11 protein-coding genes and 2 pseudogenes are annotated in these 16,275 nt (G+C 68.9%); 6 read left to right on the top strand and 7 right to left on the bottom strand.

Annotated features, from left to right (window positions below; translation table 11 throughout):
- The 4 genes and pseudogenes from IPJ59_RS31840 to IPJ59_RS31825 form a co-directional block, all read left to right on the top strand.
- Positions 1-690: pseudogene (locus tag IPJ59_RS31840) on the top strand (hypothetical protein); the annotation flags it as partial.
- Positions 687-1,298: a hypothetical protein gene (locus IPJ59_RS31835; protein WP_293274916.1), complete on the top strand. Its 612-nt coding sequence runs from the start codon at positions 687-689 to the stop codon at positions 1,296-1,298. The pseudogene IPJ59_RS31840 and the gene IPJ59_RS31835, both read left to right, overlap by 4 nt.
- A complete protein-coding gene (locus IPJ59_RS31830; protein ID WP_293274915.1) occupies positions 1,298-2,347 on the top strand; it encodes a hypothetical protein in 1,050 nt (349 codons plus the stop codon). Before IPJ59_RS31835 ends, IPJ59_RS31830 begins: the two co-directional genes overlap by 1 nt.
- Positions 2,348-2,762: 415 nt before the next feature.
- Complete coding sequence (locus IPJ59_RS31825) at positions 2,763-3,644, top strand: hypothetical protein (protein ID WP_293274914.1); 882 nt, start codon at positions 2,763-2,765, stop codon at positions 3,642-3,644.
- A 94-nt stretch (positions 3,645-3,738) separates the two neighbouring features.
- Here the strand turns inward: IPJ59_RS31825 and argH are convergent, their stop codons facing one another.
- The 6 genes and pseudogenes from argH to IPJ59_RS31790 form a co-directional block, all read right to left on the bottom strand.
- Positions 3,739-5,049, bottom strand: a complete 1,311-nt coding sequence (argH, locus tag IPJ59_RS31820) for an argininosuccinate lyase (protein ID WP_293274912.1) — start codon at positions 5,047-5,049, stop codon at positions 3,739-3,741.
- On the bottom strand, positions 5,018-5,953 hold the full coding sequence (argC, locus tag IPJ59_RS31815) for an N-acetyl-gamma-glutamyl-phosphate reductase (protein WP_293274910.1): 936 nt from the start codon (positions 5,951-5,953) through the stop codon (positions 5,018-5,020). Before argC ends, argH begins: the two co-directional genes overlap by 32 nt.
- A gap of 499 nt (positions 5,954-6,452) precedes the next feature.
- On the bottom strand, positions 6,453-7,763 hold the full coding sequence (locus IPJ59_RS31810; protein WP_293274908.1) for an acetylglutamate kinase: 1,311 nt from the start codon (positions 7,761-7,763) through the stop codon (positions 6,453-6,455).
- Between the two features lie 24 nt (positions 7,764-7,787).
- Positions 7,788-8,878: pseudogene (locus tag IPJ59_RS38355) on the bottom strand (acetylornithine deacetylase).
- An 11-nt stretch (positions 8,879-8,889) separates the two neighbouring features.
- Positions 8,890-10,113 (bottom strand): argininosuccinate synthase, encoded by a 1,224-nt coding sequence (locus IPJ59_RS31795; protein ID WP_293274904.1) that lies wholly within the window; start codon positions 10,111-10,113, stop codon positions 8,890-8,892.
- 13 nt (positions 10,114-10,126) lie between these two features.
- The gene (locus IPJ59_RS31790) at positions 10,127-11,155 is read right to left on the bottom strand and encodes an N-acetylornithine carbamoyltransferase (protein WP_293274902.1); all 1,029 of its coding nucleotides are present in this window, start codon (positions 11,153-11,155) and stop codon (positions 10,127-10,129) included.
- Positions 11,156-11,334: 179 nt separating this feature from the next.
- Here IPJ59_RS31790 and carA point away from each other — a divergent pair, with 179 nt between their 5' ends.
- Both carA and carB read left to right on the top strand, forming a co-directional pair.
- Complete coding sequence (gene carA, locus IPJ59_RS31785; RefSeq protein WP_293251758.1) at positions 11,335-12,486, top strand: glutamine-hydrolyzing carbamoyl-phosphate synthase small subunit; 1,152 nt, start codon at positions 11,335-11,337, stop codon at positions 12,484-12,486.
- Between the two features lie 6 nt (positions 12,487-12,492).
- Positions 12,493-15,777, top strand: coding sequence for a carbamoyl-phosphate synthase large subunit (carB, locus tag IPJ59_RS31780; protein WP_293274901.1), 3,285 nt, complete (start codon positions 12,493-12,495; stop codon positions 15,775-15,777).
- Here carB and IPJ59_RS31775 read toward each other — a convergent pair.
- Positions 15,737-16,225, bottom strand: a complete 489-nt coding sequence (locus tag IPJ59_RS31775) for a hypothetical protein (protein ID WP_293274899.1) — start codon at positions 16,223-16,225, stop codon at positions 15,737-15,739. The genes carB and IPJ59_RS31775 overlap by 41 nt on opposite strands.
- Between the last annotated feature and the right edge of the window lie 50 nt (positions 16,226-16,275).

The following is a 16,275-nucleotide window of genomic DNA, read 5'->3' as shown; positions in this document are numbered from 1 at the left end:
GTTGGCTCGGAGCCAAACAGCCTTGCTGATATGATGGCGAATTACCGAGCTCAGATGGATGATTTCCTCGCACGCAAACGGGAGGCGTACCAGAAGAGAGATGAAAAGCGACGCGAACTGCGCAGATTGCAGGACGTTCTGGCCTTACGGTACAAGGCCGCCGAGGTCGCGTTTGTTCCTCTCTTCCGGGATCTCGCGTTTCAATTTCTCGGTCTTGGATTCGATATCCGGATGGAAGCGACACAAAACAATCCCAGCATCGCCCTCATTGTAGATATAAAAGGAAGTGCCCGGCGCAGTTTCCATCAATTGTCGGAGAGTCAGCGTTTTTTCGTCGACATTGCTCTTCGTATGGCGCTCGCGCAGTACATGTCTGCCGCGGAGGATAAGGCTACGCTCTTTATTGATACGCCGGAAGGCTCTCTTGACATCGCGTACGAGAACCGAGCTGGCGACATGCTGGCGATGTTTGCGAGTCGCGGGTTTCCCATGATCATGACAGCCAACATCAACACTTCCAGACTTCTCATCTCCCTTGCAAAAAAACTTGGACGGTCAAAAATGGTCCTGGAACGTATGACCAGTTGGGCCGAACTTTCAAAAGTGCAGTCCGAGCAGGAAGTTCTTTTCCGAGAAGCTTATGATGCCATCGAACGCTGCTTGGACAGCGGAAAGAAGCGCTCCGCATGATCTTCAGTACCGAGGCAGTTTACGACACTCTCTCGCTGGTCTCCCATTTGACTGAGCCGCTCGAGGGCGTCAGGCAACCGGAGGTGCATCTGTTTGCCTACCTTGCATGCGTGTTGTCACTTTACGATGGAAAACCGGTCGCCGACTGGGGATACCTCTTCGCCGGAACAGCAAATGGATCCCCGCTTAGCCCGGCCCTTGATGCTTCAATCGAGCAGTTGGAAGCCTCGGGGATGCTCTCTGTGACGGACGACCTGCTCACGCTTAGCGAGATCGGAAAGCAGGAATACGGGATTCAGCAAGGGTTATCACAGAATGCCTGGAGAGAGGCATACCTTACTGGCGCCTGTGACAGCGTCCTCGCACTGCCCGTCGGCGTCTTACGCGACGCACTCTCGCGCGAGTCCGCACTTGATCGCGCTGCGCAATTGGCGACGACGCGTGCACTCCTTGAGGATTCAGATCTGCAAACTCTCTACGACCAGTTTGGTGCGCTGAGTGAGGCGATCGGAGTTCAGGTCAAAGAACTCATGATACCGGCGGTAACATGGCTGTCATACCTCAGCCGACTGCCGCGTCGTGAAGTCGTCCCTTCGGAGGTTGGTTGATGCACGACCGCGAAGCAATGCAAAATATCGTGGCTCAACTCTACGCCACGATGATCCTTCAACAACATGGATCTCAAGGAGTCCAGGTTTTGAAACAACTGTTGAAGAGCCTACACCGTATTTACGATCAGGTGCCACCCGAGACTCAGAGTGAGCGGTTCTTGGTCTTCAAGACGCTTGATGACACATCACGTCCACTTCCTGTTGCCGGTGCCATGCGCGTCAGACGCATGGAGAATTTGGCGCAAGATCTTGTCGGACCTGCCATTCTGCAACTTCTCGACAATGGAGAGATGTTGCTCTGGAAACAACATCTAATGACACCCATTGCCGAACTTGCTGCGACCGCAATCGTCTACGAGTACGACAACGCAATGGAGCGCTTCTACGCAAAGAACGAAGTCCGCGTCGTAGAAAAGTGGTACGAGGGGTGCCTAAGCGTCTTCGCAATTCCCACCTTTAGCAAGCTTAGGGAAGCGCTGGAACATTACCGCGCGGTTTTGGCCCGCCATTCGGTTTGTGAGATTCTCGCGCGTGCGTGGCATGATTCGAAGCGGCTTTTCTTCCGAGAGAAGCCTGAGATCTACATGCGCAAGTCCTTGACTCAGTTTCTGGTCTCCTCACTTCGAGGTACAGAGCCTCGTCCGGAACAGATCGTGGATGAAACGCACCCGGTCGACATCAAGGTCACGTTCATGCACACGAATCGGCTCGCGCTTATCGAGATCAAGTGGCTTGGAAAATCCGTTCACTCCGACGGAGCTGTTTCGACCGAGTACTCAGCGGTCCGCGCGCGCGACGGGGCGAAGCAACTGGCGGAGTACCTCGACGCCAACAAGGCTAGGGCACCCAAGCACCGCACCCGTGGCTATCTCGTCGTCTACGATGGTCGCCGCCGTGGTACAAAGCCCAACGACAAGTCGATTAAGCGCACCCAAGGTTTTCACTACCTCAACGAAGAAATCAGTTACGATCCGGCCTACCACCAGCTTCGTGACGATTTTGAAGAGCCGGTACGTCTTTTCCTAGAGCCGGTTTGCGATGTTTGAATTCATCAACGAGACGTTCGACCTTAAGATAGCGGCTGTTCTAACGGAACGCATTCCACCACTGCTGCACGCCATCGATGGTACGTCATCAAGGAGGGTTCTCGCCGAAGCTGGTCGAGCGTGCCATTAGCGAGCATCCGACCCCGAGAAAATGGTCGTCGTTGATCCGTTCTGTGGAAGCGGGACGGTACCATTGGCTGCTGCATCTCTCGGGCATCGGGGTGTTGGGCTAGAGGTCAACCCATTTCTGGCGTTTGTCTCGCGGACCAAGCTGGTGCAAACCAAGCCATATCTTTTCGCGCGTGGCACTGATCGTGTGATTCGGAAGATGTCCGCGGGCGTTCCAAGCCCATTAGAGAGCTACTCAACCTTCTCAAGCGGGGGGGGGGCAGACAAGTGGCTATTTAATCGCAGTGTGTTACGCTCGTTTGAGGCGGGATGGCATGCGAGTGAGGACGAGCCGCCAAATGTTCGTTCTCTTCTCCGTTTGAGTCTCTTGGGCGCTGCGATGGATGCATGCAATGCTGTCCGAGATGGCAAGTGCCTTCGTTATCGCAAAGATTGGGAAGGCTTGAAGTTTGGTGGCAAAGACGTGGTCGAGGCTCTCCGCAATCGCGTTGCTGTCATCGCTGAGGATCTGAAAAACACGGCGTCGGCTGACGGGAGCAGGATCGTACGCGGAGACTGTCGTCAACGACTGTCGCAGGATTTTGAGCCGTTCGACGTCTGCGTAACCTCACCTCCCTACCTCAACTCGTTTGACTACTCTGATGTCTATCGGCCTGAGCTCTTTCTAGGCAAGTTTGTGGACTCGAACGAGGCGCTACGAGTCGTTCGTCTCCGGACGCTTCGCTCACATGTTCAAGTCGAGTGGCCGAAACCCACGCTGGACGATTTCGGCACCCTGTATAGATCCCGGATCGAGAAGTTAAGATCCGTCAGCAAGGAACTCTGGTCACAGCGAATTCCGTTGATGGTCCAGGCTTATTTTGAGGACATGACCCAAGTTCTATTGTCGCTTCGGCGTCTTGCGAAGCCCGATGCAAGCCTGTGGTTGGTCGTGTCGACGTCAGCTTATGCCGGCGTTGAGATCCCGGTGGATCTCATCCTGGCTGAGATTGGAATGCGATCAGGCTGGTTTCTGCGCGAGGTGGGCGTGCTTCGCTATTTGAGAACATCCGGCCAACACTGGAACCGTTGGGAGGCGCTCGCAGGAGAGAAGCCTCAACTCCGAGAGAGTGTTGTCATCCTTGATGCGAAACCCCGAGGAAGAGGCAAGCGAGCAAGCGGGAAATGAAGAACGGGCCAGGCTTCAGGCGGGCCTGGTCTGCCGCGCTCAGCGACGCCTGACCGAGGATCTGACGCCGCTCGGGCTCGGCGGGCATGTACTATCAATCGCCGCGCAGGGCTTGCAGGCGGGCGTGGAGGCGATCGAGGCCGAGGTTGCCGGCGCCGCCGAGGCTGACGCGGGCGTGCAGGCTGTGCTCGGGGCTGCGGCCTGTGAGGCTGCTGTGCAGTTCGGCGGCGACTTGCTGGTAGGCGTCGCGGAAGGGGATGCCGGCGGTGGCGAGCTCGATGGCGCGGTCGGTGGCGTGGAGGGCGGGGTCGATGGCGGCGCGCATGCGGGCCGGGTCGAGCTCGAGGCTGGCGACGAGGGCGGGGGCGAGGGCGAGGCCGGCGAGGCCGCGCTCGAAGGCCCGCAGGGTCGGGGCCTTGCTGGCCTGGAGGTCGCGGTGGTAGCCGCTGGGGAGCGAGAGCAGGGCGGAGAGCTCGACCATGGCGCCCTCGGCGAGGGCCGGCAATGCGCGCAGCAGCTCGACGACGTCGGGGTTGCGCTTGTTGGGCATGATCGACGAGCCGGTGGTGTAGGCGTCGGGCAGGCGCACGAAGCCGAACTCGGCGGTGGCGAACAGCGAGAGGTCCCAGGCGAGGCGGCGCAGGTCGAGCAGCGCTTGATGCAGGGCCTGGACGGCGAGCAGCTCGTGCTTGCCGCGGCTGTTCTGGGCGTTGACTGGCGAGACCTGGACGCGCGAGAAGCCGAGCTCGCGGGCGACGCCGTCGCGGTCGAGCGGGAGGTTGACGCCGTGGCCGGCGGCGGTGCCGAGCGGGCAGGCGTCGAGGCTGCGGGCGGCGGCGCGGGCGACCTCGACGTCGTCGAGCTGGGCCTCGGCGTGGCCGGCGAGCAGGGCGGCGAAGGAGGTCGGGACGGCGCGCTGCAGGTGGGTGTAGCCCGGCATGGCCAGTTCGGTGGTGGCGTCGGCGCGGGCGAGGCAGGCGGCGGCGAGGTCGAGGCAGCGGTCGGCGAGGGCGGCGAGCTGATCGCGGAGGTAGAGGCGCATCGCGACCAGGACCTGGTCGTTGCGGCTGCGGCCGGTGTGGACCTTGCGGCCGATGTCGCCGAGGCGCTCGCCGAGGAAGTGCTCGATCGCGGAGTGGCCGTCCTCGAAGCGGTCGTCGAGGATGAACGCGCCGCGGGCGACGAGGTCCGCGAGCTCGTCGAGGCCGGCGATCAGCTGGGCGGACTCGTGGTCGCTGAGGACGCCGATGCGGGCGAGGCCGGCGACGTGGGCCCGCGAGGCGCGGAGGTCGTGCGGGAGCAGGGCGCGGTCGAGGAGCACGTCGTCGCCGGCGCAGAAGCGCTGGGCGGCGACGTCGAGGGCGGCCTGGCCCTTATCCCACAGCGGACGAGAGGGGCGGGTCATGCGGGACTCCGAGGCGCTCGGGCAGGCCGAGGGCGAGGTTGATGTTCTGCAGCGCCTGGCTGGCGGCGCCCTTGAGGAGGTTGTCGAGGGTGACGACGAGGACGGCGTGGCGGTCGTCGACGGCGAAGCCGCCGATCGCGAGGTCGTGGCGGCCGGCGGCGGCCTGGACCTCGGGGATGGCCGCGCCGACGTGGACCAGCGGCTCGTCGGCGTAGGCGTCGCGGTAGCGGGCGAACAGATCGGCGGCGCTGATCGGGCGGATGAGCGGGACGGTGATGGTCAGGCTGATGCCGCGAAACCACGCGGCGACGTGGGGGACAAAGTGCAGCGGGCGGCGGAGCTGATGGCTGGCCTCGCGCTCGTGGAGGTGGCCGGTGAGGGCGTAGGGGAGGAGGTTGTCGCGGAGGCGGGCGGGGTCGTTGCGCGGCGAGGGGGTGGTGCCGGCGCCGCTGTAGCCGGACACGCCGAAGACCATCGGTGGTCCGGCGAGCAGCGGGAGCGCGGGGCCGAGGCCGAGCTGGATGCCGGTGGCGTAGCAGCCAGGGTTGGCGATCCGCCGCGCGCCGGCGATGCGGGCCCGGTTGCGCTCGGGCAGGCCGTAGACCCACGCGGGGTCGAAGCGGTGGTCGGCGGAGAGGTCGATGACGATCGGGCGCGGGAGGGTCGCGGCGTAGGCGGGGGCGTGGCCGTTCGGGAGGGCGAGGATGACGACGTCGACGGGCCAGCTAGCGACTGTCTCCGGGGACATGTCCTCGAGGACAATGTCGGATCCAGGCAGCGGGCGGCCGAGATCCTGGCGCGAGGCGGCGTGGGCCAGGCGCAGCTGCGGGTGGCCGGCGAGCAGGCGGACGAGCTCGGCGCCGACGTGGCCGCGGGCGCCGACGAGGCCGACACTGGCGGTCATGGGCGCCCCGCTGGTCGCAGCTCGGTTGCTGTCGCGTGGCCGGAGGCCTGCGGTGTCGTGATCGTGATCGTTGCGACGCGCGGCAGCCCGATGCATCGCCCCGCGGGTCGCAGCGTGCTCCTTGTCGCGTGGCCGGAGACCTGCGGTGTCGTGATCGTGATCGTTGGGACGCGCGGCAGCCTGCTGCATCGCCATGAGCGGGGCGCCGACGATGTTCGTCCGGGGAGCAGGGGCCGGTGGACACGGGAAGCAGCGGGAGGACCCGGGGCTCGCGCGCAGGCGCCCCCTCGTCCGTCCGATGAGGAGTGACAGGGTCGGTGAAATGAGTCTGTCTTTCGGGACAGATGGGGCGGCGAGCACGTGCTCCGGGAGGACCCGCGTCGCAGGGACCCGCTGTCCGCTGGCCCCCGCTCCCCGGCCCGGGCAGCCTCGCCCCGCGGTCGTCGGACGAGCCCAGCAAGCGGTCGGACGAGCCCAGTGAAGTGCAAGCGCAGGGCGATCATTCAGCGCCTCCGAGCGAGTGCGCCGGCCCCAGCGTGGGCGCCTCGGCGAGGGCGCGCTCGATGCAGTCCTGGATCGCCGGGAAGTCGGTGAGGCCGCTCCAGAAGACGGTCCAGGGCCCGCGGCTGTAGCTGCCGTCGGCGCGCTGGAAGTACCAGGGGTTGATCGGGTTGTCGATGCGGGCGCGCCAGTAGAGGCGCGGGACGTCGCGGGCGAGGCGCTGCCACAGCGAGCCGCCGATGCCCTCGCCCTGGGCCTCGCTGGTGACGGCGAACTTGTCGAGGTAGGGGACCGGGCCGTCGTGGGTGAGCACCGCGCCGGCGCGGTAGGAGTCGGCGAGGTAGATCCGCCAGAACTGCTTGCGCTCGAAGTAGTCGGCGACGGGTGGGCGACCGAAGGCGGCGGTGAGCAGCTCGGCGAGGCGCGGGCGATCGACGGTGCTGAGGTCCGGGTGGAGGACGATGCGTTCGCCGCGGCGGACCAGGGTGCCGGAGCCCTTGTGGGTGAACAGCTCGCGGGCCAAGAGATCGGGCGAGGTGATCGAGACCGAGGAGCTGCGCGGGAGATCCTCGAGCAGGGCGTGGCTGAGCTCCAGCTTGTGGCGGGTGGCGGGGGCGAGGCCGGGCTCGGCGAGCATGGGCTCGTAGTCCTCGGCGAGGTTGATGGCGCTGATGAGGTCGCCGAACTCGTCGCAGAGGCCGCCCGCGGCGCGCAGGAGGACGATCTTGTAGGGCTGCAGGAGGCGGGCGAGGGCCGAGACGGCGAGGTCGGGGCCGAGGTCGACGATCTGTCCGCCGGCGGTCTCGCCGAGGCTGGCGAGCACCGGCATGTAGCCGGCGCGGATGCTCGACTCGATCGCGTCGGTGTGGACGCGCGTGAGGTGGGCGCTGCTGCCGTCGAGCTCGGCCTCGAAGACGCCGCCGACGATCGGTCGACCGCGGGCGCCCATCTCCTCGAGCGTGTCGACCAGGCGCAGGTTCTCGCGGCGAAACACGCGGCGCACGACCTCGAGCGCGCGGGGGGAGCTGCGCTGGGCCCAGTCTGCGGGGTCGAGCTCGGCCTCGGCGAGGCCGGCGGCGATCTGCGGGCCGGCGCCGTGGACGACGACCGGGGTGAGGCCGACTTGATGCAGGAAGTTGAGCGAGGTGGCGAGGGCCTCGAGCTCGTCGGCGAGGAGGCGGCCGCCGACCTTGATGACGGCGAAGCGCTTCTGCTCGACCTTCGCGAACTGCTTGAGGTACTGGTCGACCTCCTTGCGGCCGCCGAAGTTACTGAGCAGCTTGACGATGAGCTCGCGGGTCGAGAGCACGGCGGGGTCCTTCTACCTACGGCACTACTGCGCGAGGATCCGCCGGTAGTCGGCGGTGGCGTGGATGAGGTCGGCGAGGGCGACCCACTCGCCGGCGCTGTGGGCCTGGGCGATGTCGCCGGGGCCGTAGACGAGGGCGGTGGCGCCGGCGGCGGAGAACAGGGCGGCCTCGGTCCAGAAGTCGACGGCGGGGCCGATCGCGAGGCCGAGGCGATCGGCGAGGGCGCGGGACTTTGTGCGCGACTCGCTGAGCTTGGTGGGGCCGCTGGCGGGCAGGGGCGGGGCGAGGAAGCCGGGGGTGAAGCGGCTGCGGGCGGGGTCGGCGAGGGCGGCGAGCTCGGCGAGGGCGGCCTTCGGCGGGAGCTCGGGCGGCGGGCGCAGGCCGAAGCGCACGCGGGCGGTGGCGGCGATCATGTTAGCCTTCTGGCCGCCCTCGATGCTGCCGAGGTTGAGACGCAGGCCGCGGAGCGGTCCGTCGCCGCGATCGACGTGGGCGCTCGCGGATCGAGGGCGCGGCTGGACCAGCGCACCGCCTCGTGCACGGCGCTGTCGTGGAGGGCGCGCGCGGCCGAGGCGTGGCCGCCGGTGCCGGTGAAGTCGATCGTGGCCGTGCCGATGCCGCGGTGCTCGAGCACGGCGGCGCAGCGGGTGGGCTCGGCGACGACGACCTCGGCGAAGCGGTGGTGGGCGAGGAAGGTGCGGACGCAGCGGCTGCTGCCGGCCTCCTCGTCGGACGAGAACAGCAGGGCCGCGGGGCCGCGGGTGTCGGCGAGGGCGGTGAGCAGGCAGGCGGCGGCGCCCTTGATGTCGCAGGCGCCGAGGCCGACGGCGCGGTCGTCGTTGACGGCGAGGCGCAGGGGGTCGCCGGTCCACGCGGGGTCGGCGGGGACGGTGTCGACGTGGACGTTGAGCAGCAGCTGCGGCTCGCCGCGGGTGGCGAGCAGGTAGAGGCAGCCGTCGCCGAGGTCGTGCAGCTCGCAGTGCAGGCCGCAGGCCGCGAGCATGGCGCGGAGGTAGGCGAAGATGCCGGCGTCGTCGATGGCGCGCGGGGGGTTGCGGGTGTCGAAGCCGACCAGACGATCGAGGTGGGCGAGGGTGCGGGCGAGCTCGGTCATGGGGCTCGTCGTCAGCTGTCCTTCGGGACAGGTCGCACCGGGTTGACGCGGGCCGAGAGGGTGGAGCTCATGCCGTGGAGGCGGATGAAGCCCTCGGCTTCGGTGGCGCTCCAGTCGGCGGACTGGGCGTAGACGGCGTGCTTGTTGCGCAGGATGTGGGGCGAGCGGACGGCGACGGGGAGGACGGCGCCGCCGTGGGTCTCGAGGGTGACGCTGCCGTGGACGACGCGCTGGCTGGCGCGCAGGAAGGCCTCGAGGTCGCGCTTGAGCGGCTCGAAGAAGAAGCCGCGGTAGACGAGGTCGACCCACTTGCGGGCGACCTGGGGCTTGAAGCTGTTCTGGTGGCTGGTGAGGATCGCCTCCTCGAGCGCGCGGTGGGCGGTCATGAGGCCGATGATGCCGGGGGCCTCGAAGACGATGCGGCCCTTGAGGCCGATCGTGGTGTCGCCGGTGTAGATGCCGCGGCCGACGCCGTGGGCGCCGAGCATGGTGTTGAGGCGGCGGAGGATCTCTGGGCCGGGGAGGGCCTCACCGTCGAGGCGGACGGCCTCGCCGTGCTCGAAGTCGAGGGTGAGGCGCAGCGGCTCGCGCGGCCAGGTGGAGGGGTGGGCGCACAGCTGCCAGGTCTCGTCGCCGGGGGCCTCGAACTCGTCGATCTCCGAGCCGGAGGCGGTGACGCCGAGGAGGTTGACGTTGATGCTGTAGCGGGCCGTCTTGGCGCGCACCGGGAAGCCGCGGGCCTGCAGGAACGCGGCCTCGTACGCGCGCACGGGGGCGTGCTCGGCCTGGATGTCGCGGATCGGGGCGAGGATGTCGTAGTCGCCGAGCGAGCGGACGGTCTGGTCGAAGCGGACCTGGTCGTTGCCCATGCCGGTGCAGCCGTGGGCGAACAGGCGGGTGCCGCGGGCGTCGGCGAGGGCGAGCGACTGCTCGACGATGATGTAGCGATCCGAGACGAGCAGCGGGTAGACGTCCTGGTAGAGCTGGCCGCCGATCACCAGCGGGACGACGACGCTGTCCCAGATCGCCTGGGCGCCGTCGTGGGTGACGTGCTCGACGGCCCCGAGCTCGCGGGCGCGGGCCTCGATGTAGGCGCGCTCGGCCGGGTCGACGCCGCCGGTGTCGACGAAGAGCGTGATGACGTCGTGGCCGCGCTCGCGCAGGTAGGGGACGCAGAACGAGGTGTCGAGGCCGCCGGAGAAGGCGAGGACGACGGGGGGCTTGCGGGTGCTCATCGGGTGCTCCGATCTACAGGGCGCCAGTCGGGAGGCCAGTCGGGAGGCCGCTCAGGAGGGCGTGGAGGAGGGCCTTCTGGACGTGCAGGCGGTTCTCGGCCTCGTCGATGTGGATCGCCCGCGGGGAGTCGAGGACCCAGTCGCTGACCTTGACGTTGCGGCGGACCGGGAGGCAGTGGCTAAACAGGGCGTCCGGGGTGAGCTCCAGCTTCTCGCGGTCGACCATGAAGTGACGGTGCTGCTCGCGGATCGGCTGCTCCTGGTCCCAGCGGCCGAAGTAGGGCAGGGCGCCCCAGCTCTTGGCGTAGACCATGTCGGCGCCGCGGTAGGCGCTGGCGATGTCGTGGCTGACGGTGAGGGTGCGGCCCTGGTCGGCGCTGAGCTTGGCGGCGGCGTCCATGTAGCGGTCGTCGAGGCGGTACTCGGGGGTCGGGCACAGGAGCGTGACGTCCATGCCCATCTTGGCGGCGAGGATCAGGGCCGAGTTGGCGACGGCGGTGTTGAGCGGGCGCGGGTGGTAGGTCCAGGTGAGGAGGAACTTCTTGCCATCGAGGCGGCCGAGCTTCTCCTGCATGGTCAGGGCGAGCGCGAGCTCCTGACAGGGGTGGGTGATCGTCTCCATGTTGATGACGGGGACGGTGGCGTGGCGGGCGAAGGCGGTGATGACCCGATCTTCGCGGTCGATGTCCCAGCGCTGAAACTTGGGGAAGGCGCGCACGGCGATCGCGTCGACGTAGCGCGAGAGGACCCGCGCGACCTCCCGCACGTGCTCCTCGGGCTCGCCGTCCATGACGACGTTGTCGTCGAACTCGATCGGCCAGGCGCCCTTGCCGGGCTCGAGCACGATCGCCTTGCCGCCGAGCTGATGCATGCCGAGCTCGAAGCTGGTGCGGGTGCGCAGCGAGGGGTTGAAGAACAGCAGGGCGATCGACTTGCCGGCGAGGCTCTGGGCGTGCGGCCCGGCCTTGAGGGCCCTCGCGGCGGCGAGCAGGGCCTCGAGCTCGGCGCGCGAGTAGTCGAGGGTGGAGAGGAAGTGACGCACGCGTCCCCCTTACTACAGGCGGGGCGGCGGCTCGCCGCGAAAGCGCAGGCGGTGGCGCGGGCGCGGAGCGATCGAGCTCACGCGGGGCCGCGAGGCGGGGGCCGGACAGGCGACCACGTGGCGGCGACGCGGCGGGTGCCGCTATCTTTCGGCGGCGAGACGCGCTACGAGGCGGCCGCGTGCGCCACCTCCACGGCACTCCGGGTCTGCTGGCTCTGGCCGACGGGTCGATCTTTCGCGGGGTCGCGGTCGGGGCGACCGGGCGGGCCTGCGGCGAGGTCGTGTTCAACACGGCGATGACGGGCTACCAGGAGATCGTCAGCGACCCGAGCTACCACCGCCAGATCGTGACGCTGACGGCGGCCCACGTCGGGGTCGTCGGGACCAACGCGGAGGACGAGCAGGCGAGCGGGCCGCAGCTGGCCGGGCTGGTGCTGCGCGGCCTGTCGCGGGTGGCGTCGTCGTGGCGCTCGCGCGAGCCGCTCGGGGCGTACCTCGAGCGGGCCGGGGTGGTGGCGATCGCGGAGGTCGACACCCGCCGCCTGACCCACCTGCTGCGCGAGCGCGGGGCTCAGGCCGGCTGCGTGGCGGGCGGGAGCGCGGCGCTGGACGAGGCGGCGTGCGTGGCGGCGGCGCGGGCCTTCCCGGGGCTCGGCGGGGCGGACCTGGCCCGCGAGGTCAGTCGGGACAATGTGTGCACCTGGTCGCTGGGACAGGTCGATGGGTTCGCAGACGCGGCGCCGCACGCCGGGGCGCCGCACGTGGTGGCGTACGACTTCGGGGTCAAGCGCGACATCCTGCGCCTGCTGGTGGCGCACGGCTGCCGGGTGACGCTGGTGCCGGCGACGACGACGGCGGCGCAGGTGCTGGCGCTGGGTCCGGACGGGGTGTTCCTGGCCAATGGGCCAGGTGACCCGGCGCCGGTGCTGTACGCGCAGGCGGCGATCGCGGCGCTGGTGGCGGCGGGGCTGCCGGTGTTCGGGATCTGCCTCGGGCATCAACTCTTGTGCCTGGCGCTGGGGGCGCGGACGGTGAAGCTGAAATTCGGGCACCACGGGGCCAACCACCCGGTGCGCGAGCTGGCGAGCGGGCGGGTGCTGATCACGAGTCAGAACCACGGCTTCGCGGTCGACGCGGCGAGCCTGCCGGCGAGCCTGCGGGTCACCCACGTGTCGCTGTTCGACGGCACGCTGCAGGGGGTGGAGCATACGTCGCGGCCGGTGTTCTCGTTTCAGGGCCACCCGGAGGCGAGCCCGGGGCCGCGCGACGTGGTGCCGCTGTTCGCCCGCTTCGCGCGTGACGCGGCGGCTTATCAGCGCAACCGAGAGTAGGTAGATATGCCGCGGCGTGACGACCTGAAGACCATCCTGCTGCTCGGGGCCGGGCCGATCGTGATCGGGCAGGCCTGCGAGTTCGACTATTCGGGGGTGCAGGCGTGCCGGGCGCTGCGGGCCGAGGGGTACCGGGTGATCCTGGTCAACTCGAACCCTGCGACGATCATGACCGACCCGGACACGGCCGACGTGGTGTACATCGAGCCGGTCGAGTGGGAGAGCGTGAGCCGGGTGATCGCGCGCGAGCGGCCCGATGCGCTGCTGCCGACGATGGGCGGGCAGACGGCGCTCAACTGCGCGCTCGAGCTGGGGCGGCGCGGGGTGCTGGCGCAGTATGGTGTGGCGCTGATCGGGGCCAGCGTGGCGGCGATCGAGAAGGCGGAGGACCGCGGGCTGTTCGCGCAGGCGATGGCGAAGATCGGGCTGGAGATGCCGCGCGCGGTGTTTTGTACCGACGTCGCGGCGGCGCTGCGGGCGGCGGAGGTGGTGGGATTCCCGGCGATCGTGCGGCCGTCGTTCACGCTCGGGGGCACGGGTGGGGGGATCGCCCGGGACGCCGCGCAGCTGGCCGCGATCGCGGCGCGGGGCCTGGCGGCGAGCCCGATCGGGCAGATCCTGGTCGAGCAGTCGGTGCTCGGGTGGAAGGAGTTCGAGATGGAGGTGGTCCGCGACCGGGCGGACAACTGCATCATCGTGTGCGCGATCGAGAACCTCGATCCGATGGGCGTGCACACGGGGGACTCGATCACGGTGGCGCCGGCGCTGACGCTGACGGACCGCGAGTATCAGCGCATGCGCGACGCGTCGTTCGCGGTGATCCGCGAGGTCGGGGTCGACACGGGCGGGGCGAACGTGCAATTCGCGGTCGACCCGGCGAGCGGGCGGATGGTGGTGATCGAGATGAACCCGCGGGTGTCGCGGAGCTCGGCGCTGGCGTCGAAGGCGACCGGCTTCCCGATCGCCAAGGTCGCCGCGCGCCTGGCGGTGGGTTACACGCTCGACGAGCTGGACAACGAGATCACGCGGGTGACGCCGGCGTCGTTCGAGCCGGCGATCGACTATGTGGTGGTCAAGCTGCCGCGCTTCGCGTTTGAAAAATTCAAGGGGGCGGAGACGCGGCTGGGCACCCAGATGAAGTCGGTCGGCGAGGTGATGGCGATCGGGCGCAGCTTCCAGGAGGCGCTGCAGAAGGCGCTGTGCGGGCTCGAGAGCGGGATCTGCGGGCTCGAGTCGCCGCGGCCGGCGCTGGCCGAGGAGGCGCTGTGCGAGGCGCTGAGCCACGCGGGGCCGGACCGGCTGCTGTATTTGGCCGAGGCGCTTCGCCGGGGCTTCACGCCGGAGCGAGTGCAGGCGCTGACGCGGGTCGACCCGTGGTTTGTCGATCAGATCGCGGAGCTGGTGGCGACGGAGGAGGAATTGCGGGGGGCGGAGATCGGGGCGCTGGACGCTGCGACGCTGCGGGCGCTGAAGCGGATGGGCTTCGCGGATCGGCGGATCGCGCAGCTGATCGGTGCGGGCGAGGCGGAGCTGCGGGCGCGGCGGGAGGCGCTGGGGGTGACGCCGGTGTTCCTGCGGGTCGACACCTGCGCGGCCGAGTTCGCGTCGGAAACGCCGTATCTGTACTCGAGCTACGAGGAGGCCTGCGAGGCGCGGCCGACGGGGCGCGACAAGGTGATGATCTTGGGGGCCGGGCCCAATCGTATCGGTCAAGGGATCGAGTTCGACTATTGCTGCGTGCACGCGGCGCTGGCCCTGCGGGCGGCGGGCTTCGAGACGATCATGGTGAATTGTAACCCGGAGACGGTGTCGACGGATTATGACACCGCCGATCGGCTGTACTTCGAGCCGCTCACGCTCGAGGCGGTGCTGGCGATCGTGGCGGTCGAGCGGCCGCTCGGGGTGATCGTGCAGCTCGGCGGGCAGACGCCGCTGAAGCTGGCGCGCGGGCTGGCGGCGGCGGGGGTGCGGATCCTCGGGACCTCGCCGGACGCGATCGATCTGGCCGAGGACCGGGCGCGCTTCAAGGGGCTGCTGCAGCGCCTGGGGCTGCGTCAGCCGGAGAATGCGACGGCGATGACGCTGGCCGAGGCAGTGATCAAGGGCAAGGAATTGGGCTTCCCGCTGGTGGTCCGGCCGTCGTATGTGCTGGGCGGGCGGGCGATGGAGATCGCCCGCAGCGAGGCGGAGCTCGAGCGGTTCCTCGTTGAAGCGTTCGCGGTGGCCGAGGAGCAGCCGGTGCTTCTGGATCGATATCTGCGGCGGGCGATCGAGGTGGATGTCGACGCGCTGGCCGACGGCGTGGACGTGATCGTGGCCGGGGTGATGGAGCACATCGAGCACGCGGGGGTGCACTCGGGCGACTCGGCCTGCGCCCTGCCGCCGCACTCGCTGTCGGCGGCGCTGCAGGCGGAGCTGCGGCGCCAGACGGTCGCGCTGGCGCGGGCGCTCGGGGTGGTGGGATTGATGAATGTGCAGTTCGCGGTGGTCGGGGACGATATCTACGTGCTCGAGGTGAACCCGCGGGCGGCGCGGACGGTGCCCTTCGTGGCCAAGGCGACCGGGCTGCCGCTCGCGGGGCTGGCGGCGCGGGTGATCGCGGGGGCGAGCCTGCGCTCGCTGGGGCTGACCGAGGCGCCGACGCCGGGGATGACGAGCGTGAAGGAGGCGGTGCTGCCGTTTCACAAGTTCCCGGGGGCAGACTCGTTGCTGGGGCCCGAGATGAAGTCGACCGGCGAGACGATGGGCAGCGGGGTGAGCTTCGCCGAGGCGTACGCGAAGGCGCTGCTGGGCGCGGGGGTGCGGCTGCCGCTGGGTGGCGCGGTGGCGCTGGCGTGCGACGAGGAGGACGCGGGGCTGCTGGTGCCGGTGGCGGCGCGGCTGCGGGCGCTGGGCTTCGCGGTGTCGGCGGTGGCGGGGACCTGCGCTGCGCTGCGGGGGCTCGGCGCGGAGGTGGTGGCGATCGATCCGGCGGCGGGGCTGGGCGGGGTGACGCTGGCGCTGGCGGCGGGGCGGGCGGCGAGCGGGCTGCGCGGGGCGGCGCTGGCGGCGAGGATCCCGTGTTACACGACGATCGCGGGGCTGGCCGCGGGGGCGCTGGCGATCGAGCGCATGGGTGAGGGGCCGTTGATGCCGCGATCGCTGCGCGAGGTGCAGGTTCCGATCACTGCGGCGCCGGGGGCCTCGCCGACTGCTTCGGAGGCGATTGCGTGCGAGGTGGCGAAGCGGCGGGGTCGCCTGCGAGGTGGGATCACTGCGGCGCGGGGTGCTTCGCCGACTGCGTGCAATTGAGGCGGCAGGTCGCGCGGCCGTCGGCGTCGAGCTTGGTGTCGGCGTGGCAGTCGGCGACGCAGCTGTCGAGGATGTTGAGCACGTCGGCGGCTGGCGGGGTGGGGCCGCCCTCGCGCGTGCGGCAGTCGTTGCAGCACGCGGTCGCGGCGGCGGGGTCACCGGGCTGGCTGCGGCACTGGCCCATGCAGATCGCGATGGCGTGGAGGGCGGGGTCGTCGGCGGGGGTCGGGGTGACCTTGAAGCTGGTGTGACAGTTGAGGCGGCAGGTGGCGCGGTCGGTCTTGCTGTCCTTCGGGCTCTGACAGGTCTCGAGGCAGGTGGCGAGGCCGGCGTGATCGCCGGTGACGTTGGTCTTGGTCTCGTGCACCGCGGGGGCGCCGGGCTTGGCCGGGTCGCAGGCGGGGAGGAGGAGGACGGCGAGGAGGGACAGCGAGCGGAGGATCGACATGGTGCCTGGCGCGACCATAGCAAAGGGCGGTGCTCGCCGGTGATCGGGGC

Source organism: Nannocystis sp., from assembly GCF_016714285.1.
In the GTDB taxonomy this organism is placed as follows: domain Bacteria; phylum Myxococcota_A; class Polyangia; order Nannocystales; family Nannocystaceae; genus Nannocystis.
This window is presented reverse-complemented; position numbering and strand designations above follow the sequence as displayed.